The following is a 15601-nucleotide window of genomic DNA, read 5'->3' on the forward strand; positions in this document are numbered from 1 at the left end:
AACAACAGATCATGTGTGGCATTACAGCAATCTTCAACATCCGCAGCGATGCAAACGAACTTCGCAGACAAGCGTTAGAAATGAGTAAACGTATCCGTCACCGGGGCCCGGATTGGAGCGGGATCTACCAAGGCAAATCCGCTATCCTTGCACACGAACGTCTCTCTATCGTCGACCCGGCTTCCGGCGGCCAACCGCTGAAAAGCAAGGACGGTAAACTGATCCTGACTGTAAACGGTGAAATCTATAACCACCGTGAAATCCGCGAGGAGCTGAAAGGTGAATACGACTTTAAGACCGGTTCCGATTGTGAAGTCATCCTCGCCCTCTACCGCAAATACGGTACCGGTTGCGTAGAAAAATTAAGTGGCATCTTCGCCTTCGCCCTTTACGATGAAGAAAACGATACTTACCTGATTGCCCGCGATGCGATCGGCGTCATCCCTTTATATATGGGATATGACGACCACGGGCATCTCCTCGTCTCTTCCGAGTTGAAAGGTCTGGAAGGTTTCGCTACCATCTACAACCAATTCAAGCCCGGCCACTATTTCTACAGTAAAGATACCGATCTCACGAAATGGTATGTCCGCGACTGGATGGATTACGAAAACGTAAATGATAACCCAGCCAGCGTCGCAGAACTTCGCGAAGCCCTCGAAGCAGCCGTGCAACGCCAGCTGATGAGTGACGTTCCCTACGGCGTACTGCTTTCCGGTGGCCTGGATTCGTCCATCACCTCCGCCATCGCCAAGAAATATGCAGCCAAGCGTATCGAAACCGGCGGTAAATCCGATGCCTGGTGGCCGCAACTCCACTCCTTCGCCATCGGGTTGAAAGGGGCTCCCGACCTGATCGCCGCCCAAAAAGTAGCCGACGCGATCGGAACCGTACACCATGAGATCAACTATACCGTGCAGGAAGGCCTGGACGCCATCCGCGACGTGATCTATTATATCGAAACCTACGATGTGACGACCGTACGCGCCTCTACCCCGATGTACCTGATCTCCCGCGTCATCAAAAGCATGGGGATAAAAATGGTGCTAAGCGGAGAAGGAGCCGACGAAATTTTCGGCGGTTATCTTTACTTCCACAAAGCACCCGACGCCCGTACATTCCATGAAGAGACCTTGCGCAAGATCAGCAAGCTCTACCTATACGATTGCCTGAGGGCCAACAAAAGCCTGTGTGCCTGGGGAGTGGAAGGCCGTGTTCCCTTCCTCGACAAGGAGTTCCTCGACGTGGCTATGCGACTGAACCCGTCTGCCAAAATGTGCCCGGGTAAGACGATCGAGAAGAAGATCCTCCGCGAAGCCTTTGCCGATATGCTGCCGGAAGAGATCGTCTGGCGTCAGAAAGAACAATTCTCCGACGGTGTAGGCTACAGCTGGATCGACACATTGAAAAAGATCACTTCCGAGCTGATTACCGACGAAGAAATGTCCCATGCTGCCGACCGTTTCCCGATCAACACGCCGCAGAACAAGGAAGAATATTATTACCGTACGATCTTTGAAGAGCACTTCCCCAGCGAAAGTGCCGCTCGAAGCGTTCCCTCAGTACCGAGCGTAGCCTGCTCCACTCCCGAAGCCCTGGCCTGGGACGCCGCCTTCAGAAATATGAACGAACCGAGTGGCCGCTCCATCAAAGGGGTACATGAAGCTGCTTATTGATCCGCTCCACACAAACCGGAAGCAAATAATCATTCCTCCCGATTGAAAACAGAAATACATCCGAAAGAAATCCAATTTCCTTTCGGATGTATTTTTTACTTTATGTCACCGGATATCTATCTACCGGATACATTTTGATAGTTACAGAAAATCTTTCCTGAGCGGAGTAAACGTATCGATCAAAACGCCTGCTTCCAGGCATTCGCAACCATGCAGAACACCCGGCTTCATATAAACGCCGTCTCCGGCCCTTACAATCTGAGTCTCCCCGTCCGTCGTGAATTTGAAGATACCGCTAGCCACATAAGTAACCTGTGAATGAGGATGTGTATGCGGTGCACCGACACCTCCCGTCTCAAACCGAACCTTTACCATCATTATATCGTCGTTGTATCCCATGATCTGACGTCGTACGCCTCCGCCGAGATCCTCCCATTCGATCCCGTTTTCAAACTGAAAATTTGCACTTTCCTGTTCCATGTCTATTCTACTTCTTTTAGTTATACCACAAAAGTAAAGATAAAATGCAGATAACCTACCGTAAAGCCCCGGATGAACAAAAGAATATCCGGAAATGTTTTAACAAGTGTAGTTTGAACGACATTCCAGCAAGTTTCTACGTATGCCAACTTACAATATAGCTGATATAACCGTTATTAAATTACAATTCATCACAAAGAAAGGGGTATTTTGAGCAAAATCATCACGATACATATATTTATAGTACATTTAGACGCACTTAGTATTTATAATATATCAAAACGTCGTATATTTGCATAGTAATAAAACAAAAGGTAACAATAACAGGAGTAAAATAAATAAAATGACAAATCCAATTACATTCACAAAGATGCACGGAGCCGGAAACGACTATATATACGTGAACACAATGGCTTATCCGCTTGAAAATCCGGAAGAACTGGCCATCAGGTGGAGCGCCCCGCACACGGGTATCGGATCGGATGGATTAGTCTTAATAGGAACATCGGAAAAAGCCGATTTCAGCATGCGGATCTTCAACGCTGACGGCTCGGAAGCCATGATGTGCGGCAATGCTTCGCGCTGTATCGGCAAATACGTTTACGAGACGGGACTGACCGATAAGGAGACAGTTACCCTGGAAACTTTATCCGGTATCAAAGAGCTCCGACTGAAGATATCACCCAACGGCAGCGTCAGCGAAGTAACCGTCGACATGGGAATACCCGAAATAAACGGAACGCCTCTCGAACTGGAAGCCGGCGGACAAACTTACACCGGCACGAGTGTATCGATGGGCAACCCTCATCTGGTTATTTTTGTTAATGATATAGACAAGATCGACTTACCGGCCATCGGCCCGCTACTGGAGCATCACCCGCTCTTCCCCGACCGGACAAACGTAGAGTTCGTGCAGGTATTGAAAGAGGATGAAGTCCGGATGCGGGTATGGGAACGGGGATCGGGCATTACCCAGGCCTGCGGAACAGGTGCCTGCGCCACAGCAGTGGCAGGCATAACAAGCGGTAAGACGAAACGCAAGACGAAGGTAATCATGGACGGTGGCCCGCTTACCATCCAATGGGACGAAAGTTCCGGAAAGGTCTTTATGACCGGAGAAGCAGTCACCGTATTTGAAGGAACAATTAAAATATAGCAACACGAATGGCAGGCTGTCCTGCCCTGAACACAACAACAACATAAAACAATAGAACGAGTATGGCACTGATTAATGAACACTTCCTGAAACTACAAAACAGTTACCTGTTTTCCGACATCGCAAAAAAGGTAAACAGTTTCAAAGTAACACACCCTAAAGACAAAATAATCCGTATGGGGATCGGTGATGTAACACAGCCCCTGGCTCCTGCCGTCATCGAAGCCATGCATAAAGCGGTTGATGATCTGGCAACCACGGACAACTTCCACGGTTATGGCCCTGAACAGGGATACAGTTTCCTGATCGACGCCATCATCAAGAACGATTATGCCAGCCGCGGTGTCTTCCTGGAACCGGGAGAGGTATTTGTCAGCGACGGTGCCAAAAGCGATTGTGGTAATATAGGCGATATTCTTCGCCACGACAACAGCATCGGGGTACTCGATCCGGTTTACCCCGTATATATAGACTCCAACGTCATGAGCGGACGTACCGGAGTATTGGAAGATGGCAAATGGAGCGATGTTGTTTATATTCCTTGCACGGAAGCGAACAACTTCACGCCCGAATTGCCCGCTCGCAGGGTGGATATCCTCTACCTCTGCTACCCGAACAACCCGACAGGCACTACCCTGACTAAAGACGAGTTGAAAAAATGGGTAAACTATGCACTGGCTAACGACGTCCTGATCATGTACGACTCGGCGTACGAGGCTTACATCCAGGATCCGAACATCCCCCACTCGATCTATGAGATCAAAGGGGCAAAGAAGGTAGCCATCGAATTCCGCAGCTTCTCGAAGACCGCGGGTTTCACCGGAGTACGTTGCGGATATACGGTTGTCCCCAAAGAGCTTAACGGCTTCACCCTGGGAGGCGAACGGGTTCAGTTGAATAAGCTATGGAACCGTCGCCAGACAACCAAATTCAACGGAACCAGCTATATCACCCAACGGGGTGCCGAAGCGGTTTACTCTCCGGAAGGGAAAGAACAAGTGAAAGCAACGATCAATTACTATATGACCAACGCTCATATCATGAAAGAAGCCATTCAGGGATGCGGCCTGAAGGTGTGGGGTGGCGAAAACGCTCCCTACCTTTGGATAAAAGCACCTAAAGACCTCAGCTCCTGGAAATTCTTCGATAAGCTGTTGTATGAAGTAAATATCGTTGGGACACCGGGCGTAGGATTCGGCCCGAGTGGCGAAGGTTATCTGAGACTCACCGCCTTTGGCGACAGGGACGATACTTTGGAAGCTATGGCCAGGCTGAAGAAGTGGCTCTGATCATAACGACATAGCGGAAAGGCGCACCCCGCTTCGTTACCGGCAAAGGCTTTTATAAACAAAAAGAGAAACATTATGGAAACAATGACTTTCAGGCAGTCAGCTTTGACTGCTACGGCTCTACTTATGTCTTTTGCGACCTTTGCACAGGAAAAAAAACAATTTGAAATCGCGCCTTCTGCCGACCTTGTCAGCAGCTATGTATGGCGCGGGGTGTACCAGACAGGGGCATCTGTCCAGCCGAGCATCAACTTATCGTATGCCGGCTTCTCTCTCACGGCGTGGGGTTCCACGGATTTCTCCAGCTTAAGCGATCCGGATAAGGGGAAAGAGTTCGACCTCACAATAGGATACGGGATCGGCGGATTCAGTATAGGAGTTACAGATTACTGGTGGGCAGGCGAAGGACATCGCTACGGGGACTACTCGAACAGCCACTTCTTTGAAGGAACTGCCGGCTACAATTTCGGAGAGTCGTTTCCCTTGGGAATAACCTGGAGTACGATGTTTGCCGGTGGCGACAAGAAAGCGGACGGCGACCGGCGGTTCTCCACCTACGTCGAAGCGGCCTACGACTTCAGCGTATTGGGTGTGGATGTCACCCCGAGCATCGGAGTCTCTCCCTGGACAGGAATGTACCACCGCGAAGGCAAAGACGGCTTCGCCCTCTGCACCATCGCCCTCAAGGCCAGTAAGGAGATAAAGATAACAGACTCGTTCTCGTTGCCGGTCTTTGCCCAGGCGATCGTAGCTCCTAACCAGGACAATGTGTTTTTAGTTTTCGGACTAAGTATAAAGTAATTAATTAATGATTTAGGTTATCTCATGAAAAGGATCGTATAGGGAAGCCGGCCGCAAACATCGATTTTATAGAATGTTATACCGCTAAACCACCTGACTATGGCGGGCTGCTCTATACTCCTTTTTGTCAACTATTAAACAGTAAGGTTATGAAAAAGATTGAAGCTATTATTCGTAAGACCAAGTTTGAGGAAGTGAAAGAAGCGCTTCTCGAAGCAGACATTGAATGGTTCTCTTACTACGACGTGAGAGGTGTCGGCAAAGCCCGGCAGGGACGCATCTACCGCGGAGTCGTTTACGACACCAGCTATATAGAGCGTATCCTTATCTCCATCGTAGTGCGCGACAAGAACGTGGAGAAAACAATACAGGCCGTCATCAGCGCCGCACAAACGGGTGAGATCGGCGACGGACGTATCTTCGTCATCCCCGTGGAAGACTCCATCCGCATCCGCACCGGCGAACGGGGGGACATCGCACTCTACAATGCCGAACAGGAGAAATGACCCACGGAACCAGACAAAATAACAAACGAAACAAATACAAACGATTATGGACACGACATATACTATTACAGATTTAGCACTATCGCTCGACACCGTATGGATGCTGCTGGCAGCCATGCTTGTATTCTTCATGCAACCGGGATTTGCCCTGGTGGAAGCCGGCTTCACCCGCACCAAGAACACCGCCAACATATTAATGAAGAACCTGCTCGACTTCTCGCTCGGTTCGTTGCTGTTCTGGGCGGTCGGCTTCGGGGTCATGTTCGGGGCAGGCGGGTTTATCGGGATGCCGCATCTCTTCAACATCAGCTTTTACCAGACTGAATTGCCCGTCGAAGGTTTCCTGATCTTCCAGACCGTGTTCTGCGCTACGGCGGCCACCATCGTTTCGGGTGCTATGGCGGAACGTACGAAGTTCTCCATGTACCTGGCCTATACGGTGCTGATCAGCGTACTGATCTATCCTGTCAGCGGTCATTGGACATGGGGCGGCGGTTGGCTGATGAACGGTGAAGCGGGTAGCTTTATGATGAATACCTTCGGAACGACTTTCCACGACTTCGCCGGATCGACCGTCGTGCATTCTGTCGGCGGATGGGTCGCCCTGGTAGGCGCGGCCATCATAGGCCCCCGCATCGGCAAATACGGCAAAGACAGGAAATCGCGCGCCATCCCCGGTCATAACCTGACCATTGCTTGTCTGGGTGTCTTTATCCTTTGGTTCGGCTGGTTCGGTTTCAACCCCGGATCGCAACTGGCCGCCGCCGGCGAGGGCAACCGCCTGGCTATCTCGCATGTATTCCTAACCACCAACCTGGCTGCTTGCGCTGGCGGATTCTCTTCCCTGATCGTTGCCTGGATGAAATATAAGAAACCGTCGTTGTCGCTGACCCTCAACGGGGTATTGGCCGGACTGGTCGGCATCACCGCCGGTTGCGACCTGGTATCGCCTGTCGGGGCTGTCCTGATCGGTGCGATCTGCGGAACGGTCATGATCTTTGCCGTCGACTTTATCGACCATGTGATGAAGATAGATGATCCGGTCGGTGCCTCATCGGTACACGGAGTCTGCGGATTCCTCGGAACCATACTGACCGGATTGTTCGCCACCGAAGAAGGCCTCTTCTACTCCGGTAGCGCAAATTTCCTGCTGGCACAACTTTTCGGAGCCGTCGTGGTAGGATGCTGGGCGGCTGGAATGGGATTCGTTGTCTTTAAAGGACTCGATATCGTACATGGCCTCCGCGTCCCTGCCCGTGTAGAGGAAGAAGGGCTCGACATCTACGAGCATGGCGAGACGGCTTACAACAGTTAGGTAGGTGTTGCACCACCCGGATGATGCAGACTACCTCACCGGGATGGTGCAGGTAACACCATCCGGATAGTGTAAACTACACCATCCCGATGAGGTGATCAACAACATCCGGATGAGGTAACACCTCGCTCGGGAAGGTAAGGATTCCCTCTCCTCCCGTATCGACAAGAACAATCAACATTTTAAACTATATACACTATGTCACTGATCATTCCAAAAGATTACAAGCAGACGCTTACACCGGAGACAACGGAACAGGCGATCCAGTTGTTAAAGTCCAGTTTCCAGGAGAAGTTGTCGAAGTCACTGAACCTGCGCCGCGTAACGGCACCGCTCTTTGTCCTCTCGGGCACCGGCATCAACGACGACCTGAACGGGGTGGAACGTCCCGTCACCTTCCCCATTCATTGCATGGGCGACCGCAAGGCCGAAGTGGTTCACTCGCTCGCCAAATGGAAACGGATGAAGCTGGCCGCTTACCGCATCCCCGCCGGCTACGGCCTTTATACAGATATGAATGCCATCCGTGGCGATGAAGATCTCGACAACCTCCACTCCCTGTACGTCGACCAATGGGACTGGGAAAAGACCATCCGCCCGGAAGACCGTAACCTGGATTACCTGAAGCGCACCGTGCGCTCCATCTATACGATACTGAAAGAAATCGAGGAGATGGTTTACATCCAATATCCTCATATCACTCCTTCCCTGCCGGACAACATCACATTCATCCATTCGGAAGAGTTACAGAAGATGTATCCGGGCACTCCTCCCCGTGAACGCGAAAACAAAGCCGCCGAGAAGTTCGGTGCCATCTTTGTAATCGGCATCGGCGGCGAACTGCTCAACGGCGAGAAGCATGACGGACGCGCACCGGATTACGACGACTGGAGCACGGTCAACTCCGACGGCTTCAACGGCCTGAACGGCGACATCATCCTCTGGAACGACGTGCTGGGATGTGCCTTCGAGCTTTCATCGATGGGCATCCGTGTCGACAAAGAAGCACTTCAACGCCAGTTGAAGGAACGCGGATGCCCCGAACGTGCCGGACTGGAATTTCATAAGATGCTACTGGAAGGCCACCTGCCCCAATCCATCGGCGGCGGTATCGGACAGAGCCGTCTCTGCATGTTCTTCCTCCGCAAAGCGCATATAGGCGAGGTGCAGGCTTCGATCTGGCCTGCCGAACAGGCGGAAGTTTGCAGACAACATAACATTATTCTCTTATAACCCACGAATAAACAATCACTATAAAATCAGGTATTATGTCAAAGTTAAGATTCAGAGTAGTAGAGTCGGCCTTCAAGAAAAGAGCCGCAGAAGTAGCCGAACCGGCAGAACGTCCTTCGGTATATTTCGCCAAGAACGTGTTCAACCGCGAGAAGATGTTCAAATATCTTCCGGAGAAGGCCTATGCCCGACTGGTAGACTCTATCGACAACGGCACTCCCCTCGACCGCGAAACGGCCGATGCGGTGGCCGCAGGTATGAAGAAATGGGCGATCGAAATGGGAGCCACCCACTACACCCACTGGTTCCATCCGTTGACAGAGGGTACCGCCGAGAAGCACGATGCCTTTGTGGAACACGACGGTAAAGGCGGAATGATGGAAGAGTTTGCCGGTAAGCTTTTGATACAACAGGAACCGGATGCGTCCAGCTTCCCGAACGGCGGTATCCGCAACACCTTCGAAGCCCGCGGTTACTCGGCCTGGGATCCTTCGTCGCCGGCCTTTATCGTTGGCGACACCTTGTGCATCCCGACGATCTTTATCGCTTATACCGGTGAGTCGCTCGACTATAAGGCGCCGTTGCTGAAAGCGTTGGAGGCCGTCAACAAAGCGGCGGTCGATGTATGTCATTACTTCAATCCGGATGTGAAGAAAGTCTATTCTTACCTGGGCTGGGAACAGGAATACTTCCTGGTGGACGAGGGTCTGTATGCCGCCCGTCCCGACCTGTTGCTTAGCGGACGTACGTTGATGGGACACGAAAGCAGCAAGAACCAGCAACTGGAAGACCATTACTTCGGTGCCATCCCGACCCGCGTAATGGAATTTATGAAAGAACTTGAGATAGAATCCCTCAAACTGGGTATTCCTTTGAAAACGCGCCACAATGAAGTCGCCCCTAACCAGTTCGAGCTGGCTCCTATCTTTGAGGAATGCAACCTGGCCAACGACCACAACCTGCTGGTGATGGCGTTGATGCGTAAGATCTCCCGCAAGCATGGGTTCCGTGTGTTGTTGCACGAAAAGCCGTTCAAAGGGGTGAACGGATCAGGTAAGCATAACAACTGGTCGTTGGGTACCGACACCGGAATCGGCCTGATGGGGCCGGGAAAGACACCGGAAGATAACCTGCGTTTCATCACTTTCGTGGTCAATGTGCTGATGGCCGTCTACCGTCATAACGGATTGTTGAAAGCCAGTATCTCCTCTGCCACCAACGCCCACCGCCTGGGAGCTAACGAGGCACCTCCTGCTATCATCTCCAGTTTCCTCGGCACCCAGCTATCGCAGGTGTTGGAGCATCTGGAAAAGAGCGAACCCGAAGACCTGATGCTGGCCGGCAAGCAGGGAATGAAGCTCGATATCGCCCGCATCCCCGAGCTACTGATCGATAACACCGACCGCAACCGCACCTCTCCTTTCGCTTTTACCGGCAACCGTTTCGAGTTCCGCGCCGTAGGCTCCGAAGCCAATTGTGCCTCCGCCATGCTCGCCCTCAACGCCGCCGTAGCCGAACAATTGAAGCTCTTCAAAGCCGAAGTCGACGCGAAGATCGCCGGGGGTAAAGAGAAATTTGCGGCCATCCTCGAAGTGCTCCGCAAAGACATCAAGACCTGCAAAGCCATTCACTTCGACGGCAACGGCTATAGTGACGAATGGAAAGCCGAAGCCCTGCGCCGTGGCCTGGATTGCGAAACAAGCGTGCCGCTGATCTTCGACAACTACCTGAAGGAGAGTAGCATCCGAATGTTCGAATCGACAGGCGTCATGAACCGCAAGGAGCTGGAAGCCCGCAACGAGGTGAAATGGGAAACCTACACCAAGAAGATCCAGATCGAAGCCCGCGTGCTAGGTGACCTGGCGATGAACCATATCATCCCGATGGCAACCCGTTACCAGACATCCCTGATCGATAACGTGTACAAGATGAAAGACCTTTTCCCGGCAGAGAAAGCCTCCGTCCTCTCCGCCCGTAACCTGGAGATCATCGAGGATATCGCCTGCCGTACCAACTTCATCAAAGAGAAGGTAGACGAAATGGTCGAAGCCCGCAAGGTGGCCAACAAGATCGATAGCGAACGCGAGAAGGCAATCGCCTACCACGACACCATCGTCCCGATGCTGGAAGAGATCCGCTACCACATCGACAAGCTGGAACTGGTGGTGGACGACCAGATGTGGACGTTGCCGAAGTACCGCGAATTATTGTTTATCCGATAAAAACCACACACTCTTTCTGAGAGCCGGGATCTCTCCCATCGCATCCCGGCTCTTCACTTCAGACAATAGTTTTTTGTTGATTGTTTTGTGTTGCAAGGGAAGCATGCTGAGAAGTATGGCTTCCCTTCTTTTATTTTCCCAAAGAAATGCATACCTTTGAAGCATCATTATATAAGAAAGGAGTTTACGTTATGACGGCAATGGAAATACAACAAAGGAAAAAGAATTTCATCCGTAATTATCTGGACGAGATAGATAGTCTGGAAATGATGGAAAAACTGGAAAAGTGCACAAAGCGAATACTGAATAAAAAAGCAACCGTTTTGTCCCCTATTGCTTTTAGTATCGAAGAAGCCAACAAAGAGATTGACCTGGCAGAACAAGAACTAAGTGAAGGCAAGGGTATCAAGGAATCAGAAATGCATCAATTCTTTGAAGAATGGAGAAAGAAATTGAAGTAATCTGGGCACCGCGTGCACAAAGACAAGCAGATTTAGCCATCACCTATTGTCTGAAAACGACCATTTAATACATATTGTTTTACTATGGGATTGCCGGCAAGACCCCGATAAACTCAAACACGCTATTCGATAAAATATAAACATATGAACTACGGATTTGTAAAAGTAGCAGCATCCGTCCCCCACGTACAGGTGGCGGATTGTTTTTATAATATTCAGCAGATAGAAGGGCTGATGCGCAAGGCCTCGGAAAAGGACGTACAGATAATCGCCTTCCCCGAAATGTCCGTGACGGCCTATACCTGCCTGGATTTGTTCTCCCAGCAAACGTTATTGAAGAATGCGGAACAAGCCTTGTTGACGCTGGTCGGCAACACCGCCGATCTGAACCTGCTTACGATTGTCGGTGCCCCGTTGGTTACGGAAAACAGGCTGATCAATGCCGCCATCGTCTTTCAAAGCGGAAAGATACTTGGAGTCGTTCCGAAAACATATATTCCTAACTATAAGGAGTTTCAGGAGAAACGCTGGTTTACCTCAGCCACGGAGCTACAAGAAAACACGATCCGGATAGGGAATAACGAATATCCGATGGATAGCCACCTGCTATTCACCGCCGGACAGGCAACCGTTGGTATCGAGATATGCGAAGACTTATGGGTTCCTGTCCCCCCCAGCTCCCTGCTGGCGATGGAAGGGGCGAATATCCTGGTCAATATCTCCGCCAGCAACGAGCTGATCGGAAAACATCATTACCTGCGTTCGCTGATCTGCCAGCAATCCGCCCGTTGTATGGCCGGATATGTATATGCATCGGCCGGGTTCGGAGAATCGAGCACCGACCTGGTCTTTGTCGGCAACGGTATCATTGCCGAAAACGGGAACCTGTTGGAAGAGTCTCCCCGCTTCACCATGCAGGAGCAACTCACCATCAGCGAAATAGATATCGAGAACCTGCAGAACGACCGCCAGGTAAATACAAGCTTCATGCACGGGACTTCCGTTCTGCCGACCGGCCGGGCCACCCGCATCCCTTTTGCCCTGGCCGAAGGTTCAGATAAACAAGTATTGACCCGTCCGGTCGATCCTCATCCGTTTGTCCCGTCCGGTGATGCTTTGAAAGAACGTTGCGAAGAAATCTTCCAGATACAGGTAGCCGGGCTGGCTAAACGGTTGGTTCATACCCATTCTAAAACGGCCGTTGTCGGTATCTCCGGCGGTCTCGACTCTACCCTGGCCCTGCTCGTTACCGTCATGACTTTCGACGCCCTCCGTATCCCCCGCCATCAGATACTCGGTATCACTATGCCGGGCTTCGGAACGACCGACCGCACCTATACCAATGCCTGCGACCTGATCCGTTCATTGGGTGTCACCCTGAAAGAGATCTCTATCAAGGATGCCTGCATCCAACATTTCAAAGACATCGACCATGACCCGTCTGTGCACGACGTAACCTACGAAAATAGCCAGGCCCGCGAACGCACCCAGATCCTGATGAACGTAGCCAATCAGGCAAACGGCCTGGTGATCGGTACCGGCGACCTTTCGGAACTGGCCTTAGGGTGGGCCACCTATAATGGCGACCATATGTCGATGTACGGCGTAAACGGTAGCATCCCGAAAACGCTTGTTAAATACCTGGTAGAATGGGTGGCCCATAACCGTGTGGACGAAGCCTCCCGCGCCACCCTGCTGGATATCGTAGACACCCCTATCAGCCCCGAACTGATCCCGGCCGACGAAAACGGCAATATCAAACAAAAAACGGAAGACCTCGTAGGCCCTTACGAACTCCACGACTTCTTCCTCTATCACTATCTCCGTTTCGGTGCGTCTCCCTCCAAAATATATTACCTGGCTCAGAAAGCCTTCGGAGATAGCTACGAGAAGGAAGTAATCAAAAAATGGCTCCATACTTTCTTCCGCCGTTTCTTCCAGCAACAATTCAAACGTAGTTGCCTGCCCGACGGCCCGAAAGTAGGCTCCGTCAGCCTCTCCCCCCGTGGCGACTGGCGCATGCCGAGCGATGCAATGGCAACACTCTGGCTAAAAGAGATAGAAGGGTTAGATTAAAAGATAAAACGTCCCGCACCTGAGTAATCAAATTCAGATGCGGGACGCTCTATTTCGTTTTTTTAATTCCGGTTATTTTCTCTCAGCCTATAGCTTTCATCCGTTTATAAATGCTTTTCAATATTGGGACTTTAGATATTAATTCATTTAATACAGAAACAATATCATTTTCCAGCAATGGATAATCATGGGCAATCTCATTACGTAATTCCCGAATATACCCCCATTCTTCCGCACTATCTATAAGATGAAAACGCTCCAAACGGTTCAGAATGTCCCGCATAGGCAAAGTTGAGACATCTTCATCCAAATACTCCAGTACATAACGGAATATCTTGGCACCCATCGCATCCTGAAGTTTAGAAAAACGAAAAATAAATTGATCCATACAACGGATTTGGTTTTCATCCAAATTTGTATAACACTCAACAGACATTGGGATATCTGTATGCATAGCCTCCAGAGCCTCATCTATGCGTTGAATGTGACGGTCGCAAATATCAAATTCACGACTCAATCGTTCCATTAATTCCTGTTTTCGGTTTGTCATATCAATCGTATGCCTGTTGTTAATGCTTCCTTTGCTACTAATGACTCCTCATGATCACCTATCACATCTATTTTCTGATCACCTAAAAGTTGTTTCAGACGGGCAATCATGCGTATACGAGCCAAAACACCCTTCTTTTCGGATGTTGTCCGGACTAACAGATCTATGTCTCCACCGCGTTTCTGATCATCTGTTCGGGAACCGAACAGATACACTTCGACTCCTTCACCGTAGATTTCTTTCGCTATCCGGATAATAGATTCTATGTCTTTTATATTTAACCGCATATTATCTCTATTTTCACAAAGATATGAAAAAAGGCCATCAGTTTCCCGATAGCCTTTTGTTTTTTTATCGATTATCTACCGATTACATACCGAATGCAGGTTTACGGTGAATCCACTGACCGCGAGTGAAGTCGGGGAAGTCAACCAAGGCACCGCCACGGGCGATAGACATTTCAGACAAACCGGAGATAGCACTCCAGGCGGCCGCATCGTAGCAATCCATAGGAGCCGGTTTCTTGTTCTTGATAGCATCGATCAGGTCATACATCATGATAAAGTCCATACCACCGTGACCGGCTTCTTTTGCCTGGGCATCCAACTGAGCCCATAGTTTGTGGTCGTATTTCTTGAACCATTCGTCAGAGTCGTCCCAACGGTGAGGTTTGGACTTGCCCTGTACATACACATGATCGCCATCGTTCATCCACAAACCTTCGGTTCCCTGAACACGGAAGCCCAGTGAATAAGGACGAGGAGAGTTTGTATCGTGTGTAACGATAATCGTCTGGCCGTTTGCACATTTGATCATAGATGTCACGATATCACCCAGGTTGAAGCGAACCTTAGCCAACGGATGATTTTCGCCACCATTATCTACAATGAACTTATGCAATCCGCGAGATTGTGTAGCCATAGCCGACAAAGAAAGGAAACGGTTACCGCGGTTGATGTCCATACAATTGGCAACCGGGCCGATCCCGTGAGTCGGGTAAATATCACCGTTACGTGTTACGGAATGTTGTGTACGCCATTGAGCTTCGGCAAAAGCCGTCGGGCCCATACGCAGGTCACCGCTTCCGGGTACATAGTTATAATTCTTTCCATCGTTGAACTTCACTTCACGCAAGTCGTGTTCGTAACCGCAACCACCGTGTAGCAATTCGCCGAACAAACCTTCGCGAACCATGTTCAATGCCGCCATGCAATCGCGACGATAGCAAACATTTTCCATGATGTTCAGATGGCTACCCGTAGCTTCCGATACGTTCACCAGATCCCAGCATTCTTCAATTGTATTAGCCGCAGAAACTTCCACGCCCACATAAGGAACACCGGCTTTCATAGCCGCAACCGACATCGGAACGTGCCATTCCCACGGGCTGGCGATGATCACACAATCGAATTCTTCGTTATTCAGCATCTTCTCAAATTCACGTTCGCCACCTTTGTACACTTTAGGCGCATCCACGTTAAACTTAGCGATGTGTTTCAACGTACGATCGATCGGGCCCTGCTGGATGTCGCAGATGGCAACAATCTTATTTCCAGGGATAGCCAGCACATTGTTGATGTGTTCATGACAACGTGAACCGGTTCCGATAAAACCGAAACGCAATTTGCCGTCATCTTTTCCGGCTGTTTTTTTCTTCTGAGGTTCAGATGAACCTGTCACGGTAGTAGCCGAGGCATTGCCTGCCATAGCCAGTCCAGCCGCACCAACTCCGGCGGCGGTCATTTTCTTAAGAAAGGAACGACGAGTGTTTTCCATGTTCTCTATTTAGTATTTTATGTTAAGTGGGCAAATTTATAAATAATTAATCAACTTCTC

General features: G+C 50.3%; 14 protein-coding genes. 10 read left to right on the forward strand and 4 right to left on the reverse strand.

What is annotated here, in order from left to right; all coding sequences use genetic code 11:
• Window positions 1-11: 11 nt before the first annotated feature.
• Window positions 12-1676 (forward strand): asparagine synthase B, encoded by a 1665-nt coding sequence (gene asnB, locus HMPREF1212_RS14410; RefSeq protein WP_046149826.1) that lies wholly within the window; start codon window positions 12-14, stop codon window positions 1674-1676.
• Between the two features lie 141 nt (window positions 1677-1817).
• Here the strand turns inward: asnB and HMPREF1212_RS14415 are convergent, their stop codons facing one another.
• The gene (locus HMPREF1212_RS14415; protein ID WP_046149827.1) at window positions 1818-2156 is read right to left on the reverse strand and encodes a cupin domain-containing protein; all 339 of its coding nucleotides are present in this window, start codon (window positions 2154-2156) and stop codon (window positions 1818-1820) included.
• Between the two features lie 343 nt (window positions 2157-2499).
• Between HMPREF1212_RS14415 and dapF the strand changes: the two genes are divergently transcribed.
• The 9 genes from dapF (at window position 2500) to HMPREF1212_RS14460 (ending at window position 13215) form a co-directional block, all read left to right on the forward strand.
• Window positions 2500-3312, forward strand: a complete 813-nt coding sequence (gene dapF / locus HMPREF1212_RS14420) for a diaminopimelate epimerase (RefSeq protein WP_046149828.1) — start codon at window positions 2500-2502, stop codon at window positions 3310-3312.
• A 62-nt stretch (window positions 3313-3374) separates the two neighbouring features.
• Complete coding sequence (locus HMPREF1212_RS14425) at window positions 3375-4601, forward strand: LL-diaminopimelate aminotransferase (protein WP_028728009.1); 1227 nt, start codon at window positions 3375-3377, stop codon at window positions 4599-4601.
• Window positions 4602-4676: 75 nt separating this feature from the next.
• Window positions 4677-5402 carry a TorF family putative porin gene (locus tag HMPREF1212_RS14430; RefSeq protein WP_046149829.1) on the forward strand — a complete coding sequence of 242 codons (726 nt, stop codon included), beginning with the start codon at window positions 4677-4679 and terminating at the stop codon, window positions 5400-5402.
• Window positions 5403-5551: 149 nt separating this feature from the next.
• Window positions 5552-5908: a P-II family nitrogen regulator gene (locus HMPREF1212_RS14435; RefSeq protein ID WP_028728007.1), complete on the forward strand. Its 357-nt coding sequence runs from the start codon at window positions 5552-5554 to the stop codon at window positions 5906-5908.
• A 46-nt stretch (window positions 5909-5954) separates the two neighbouring features.
• A complete protein-coding gene (locus tag HMPREF1212_RS14440; protein WP_046149830.1) occupies window positions 5955-7223 on the forward strand; it encodes an ammonium transporter in 1269 nt (422 codons plus the stop codon).
• 198 nt (window positions 7224-7421) lie between these two features.
• The gene (gene asnA, locus HMPREF1212_RS14445; protein WP_028728006.1) at window positions 7422-8456 is read left to right on the forward strand and encodes an aspartate--ammonia ligase; all 1035 of its coding nucleotides are present in this window, start codon (window positions 7422-7424) and stop codon (window positions 8454-8456) included.
• A gap of 35 nt (window positions 8457-8491) precedes the next feature.
• Entirely contained in the window at window positions 8492-10678 is a 2187-nt protein-coding gene (locus HMPREF1212_RS14450) for a glutamine synthetase III family protein (protein ID WP_046149831.1), read from the forward strand.
• 191 nt (window positions 10679-10869) lie between these two features.
• Window positions 10870-11139 (forward strand): hypothetical protein, encoded by a 270-nt coding sequence (locus HMPREF1212_RS14455; protein WP_046150409.1) that lies wholly within the window; start codon window positions 10870-10872, stop codon window positions 11137-11139.
• A gap of 144 nt (window positions 11140-11283) precedes the next feature.
• The gene (locus tag HMPREF1212_RS14460; RefSeq protein WP_046149832.1) at window positions 11284-13215 is read left to right on the forward strand and encodes an NAD(+) synthase; all 1932 of its coding nucleotides are present in this window, start codon (window positions 11284-11286) and stop codon (window positions 13213-13215) included.
• A gap of 82 nt (window positions 13216-13297) precedes the next feature.
• Here the strand turns inward: HMPREF1212_RS14460 and HMPREF1212_RS14465 are convergent, their stop codons facing one another.
• The 3 genes from HMPREF1212_RS14465 to HMPREF1212_RS14475 all read right to left on the reverse strand — a co-directional run bounded on the left by HMPREF1212_RS14465 (window position 13298) and on the right by HMPREF1212_RS14475 (window position 15541).
• Window positions 13298-13741: a toxin-antitoxin system antitoxin subunit gene (locus HMPREF1212_RS14465; RefSeq protein ID WP_232430104.1), complete on the reverse strand. Its 444-nt coding sequence runs from the start codon at window positions 13739-13741 to the stop codon at window positions 13298-13300.
• Window positions 13742-13761: 20 nt separating this feature from the next.
• On the reverse strand, window positions 13762-14052 hold the full coding sequence (locus tag HMPREF1212_RS14470) for a nucleotidyltransferase domain-containing protein (RefSeq protein WP_046149834.1): 291 nt from the start codon (window positions 14050-14052) through the stop codon (window positions 13762-13764).
• An 82-nt stretch (window positions 14053-14134) separates the two neighbouring features.
• Window positions 14135-15541: a Gfo/Idh/MocA family protein gene (locus tag HMPREF1212_RS14475; protein WP_028728000.1), complete on the reverse strand. Its 1407-nt coding sequence runs from the start codon at window positions 15539-15541 to the stop codon at window positions 14135-14137.
• Window positions 15542-15601 lie beyond the last annotated feature (60 nt).

Source organism: Parabacteroides sp. HGS0025, assembly GCF_000969845.1.
Classification (GTDB): domain Bacteria; phylum Bacteroidota; class Bacteroidia; order Bacteroidales; family Tannerellaceae; genus Parabacteroides; species Parabacteroides gordonii.

What these genes read in the sequence shown, in the direction of transcription:
- HMPREF1212_RS14450 (WP_046149831.1), top strand. Translation starts at nt 8,492, where the DNA reads ATGTCAAAGTTAAGATTCAGAGTAGTAGAGTCGGCCTTCAAGAAAAGA.
- HMPREF1212_RS14425 (WP_028728009.1), top strand. Translation starts at nt 3,375, where the DNA reads ATGGCACTGATTAATGAACACTTCCTGAAACTACAAAACAGTTACCTG.
- HMPREF1212_RS14460 (WP_046149832.1), top strand. Translation starts at nt 11,284, where the DNA reads ATGAACTACGGATTTGTAAAAGTAGCAGCATCCGTCCCCCACGTACAG.
- HMPREF1212_RS14470 (WP_046149834.1), bottom strand. Translation starts at nt 14,052, where the DNA reads ATGCGGTTAAATATAAAAGACATAGAATCTATTATCCGGATAGCGAAA.
- HMPREF1212_RS14455 (WP_046150409.1), top strand. Translation starts at nt 10,870, where the DNA reads ATGACGGCAATGGAAATACAACAAAGGAAAAAGAATTTCATCCGTAAT.
- HMPREF1212_RS14475 (WP_028728000.1), bottom strand. Translation starts at nt 15,541, where the DNA reads ATGGAAAACACTCGTCGTTCCTTTCTTAAGAAAATGACCGCCGCCGGA.
- asnB (WP_046149826.1), top strand. Translation starts at nt 12, where the DNA reads ATGTGTGGCATTACAGCAATCTTCAACATCCGCAGCGATGCAAACGAA.
- HMPREF1212_RS14435 (WP_028728007.1), top strand. Translation starts at nt 5,552, where the DNA reads ATGAAAAAGATTGAAGCTATTATTCGTAAGACCAAGTTTGAGGAAGTG.
- dapF (WP_046149828.1), top strand. Translation starts at nt 2,500, where the DNA reads ATGACAAATCCAATTACATTCACAAAGATGCACGGAGCCGGAAACGAC.
- HMPREF1212_RS14415 (WP_046149827.1), bottom strand. Translation starts at nt 2,156, where the DNA reads ATGGAACAGGAAAGTGCAAATTTTCAGTTTGAAAACGGGATCGAATGG.
- asnA (WP_028728006.1), top strand. Translation starts at nt 7,422, where the DNA reads ATGTCACTGATCATTCCAAAAGATTACAAGCAGACGCTTACACCGGAG.
- HMPREF1212_RS14465 (WP_232430104.1), bottom strand. Translation starts at nt 13,741, where the DNA reads ATGGAACGATTGAGTCGTGAATTTGATATTTGCGACCGTCACATTCAA.
- HMPREF1212_RS14430 (WP_046149829.1), top strand. Translation starts at nt 4,677, where the DNA reads ATGGAAACAATGACTTTCAGGCAGTCAGCTTTGACTGCTACGGCTCTA.
- HMPREF1212_RS14440 (WP_046149830.1), top strand. Translation starts at nt 5,955, where the DNA reads ATGGACACGACATATACTATTACAGATTTAGCACTATCGCTCGACACC.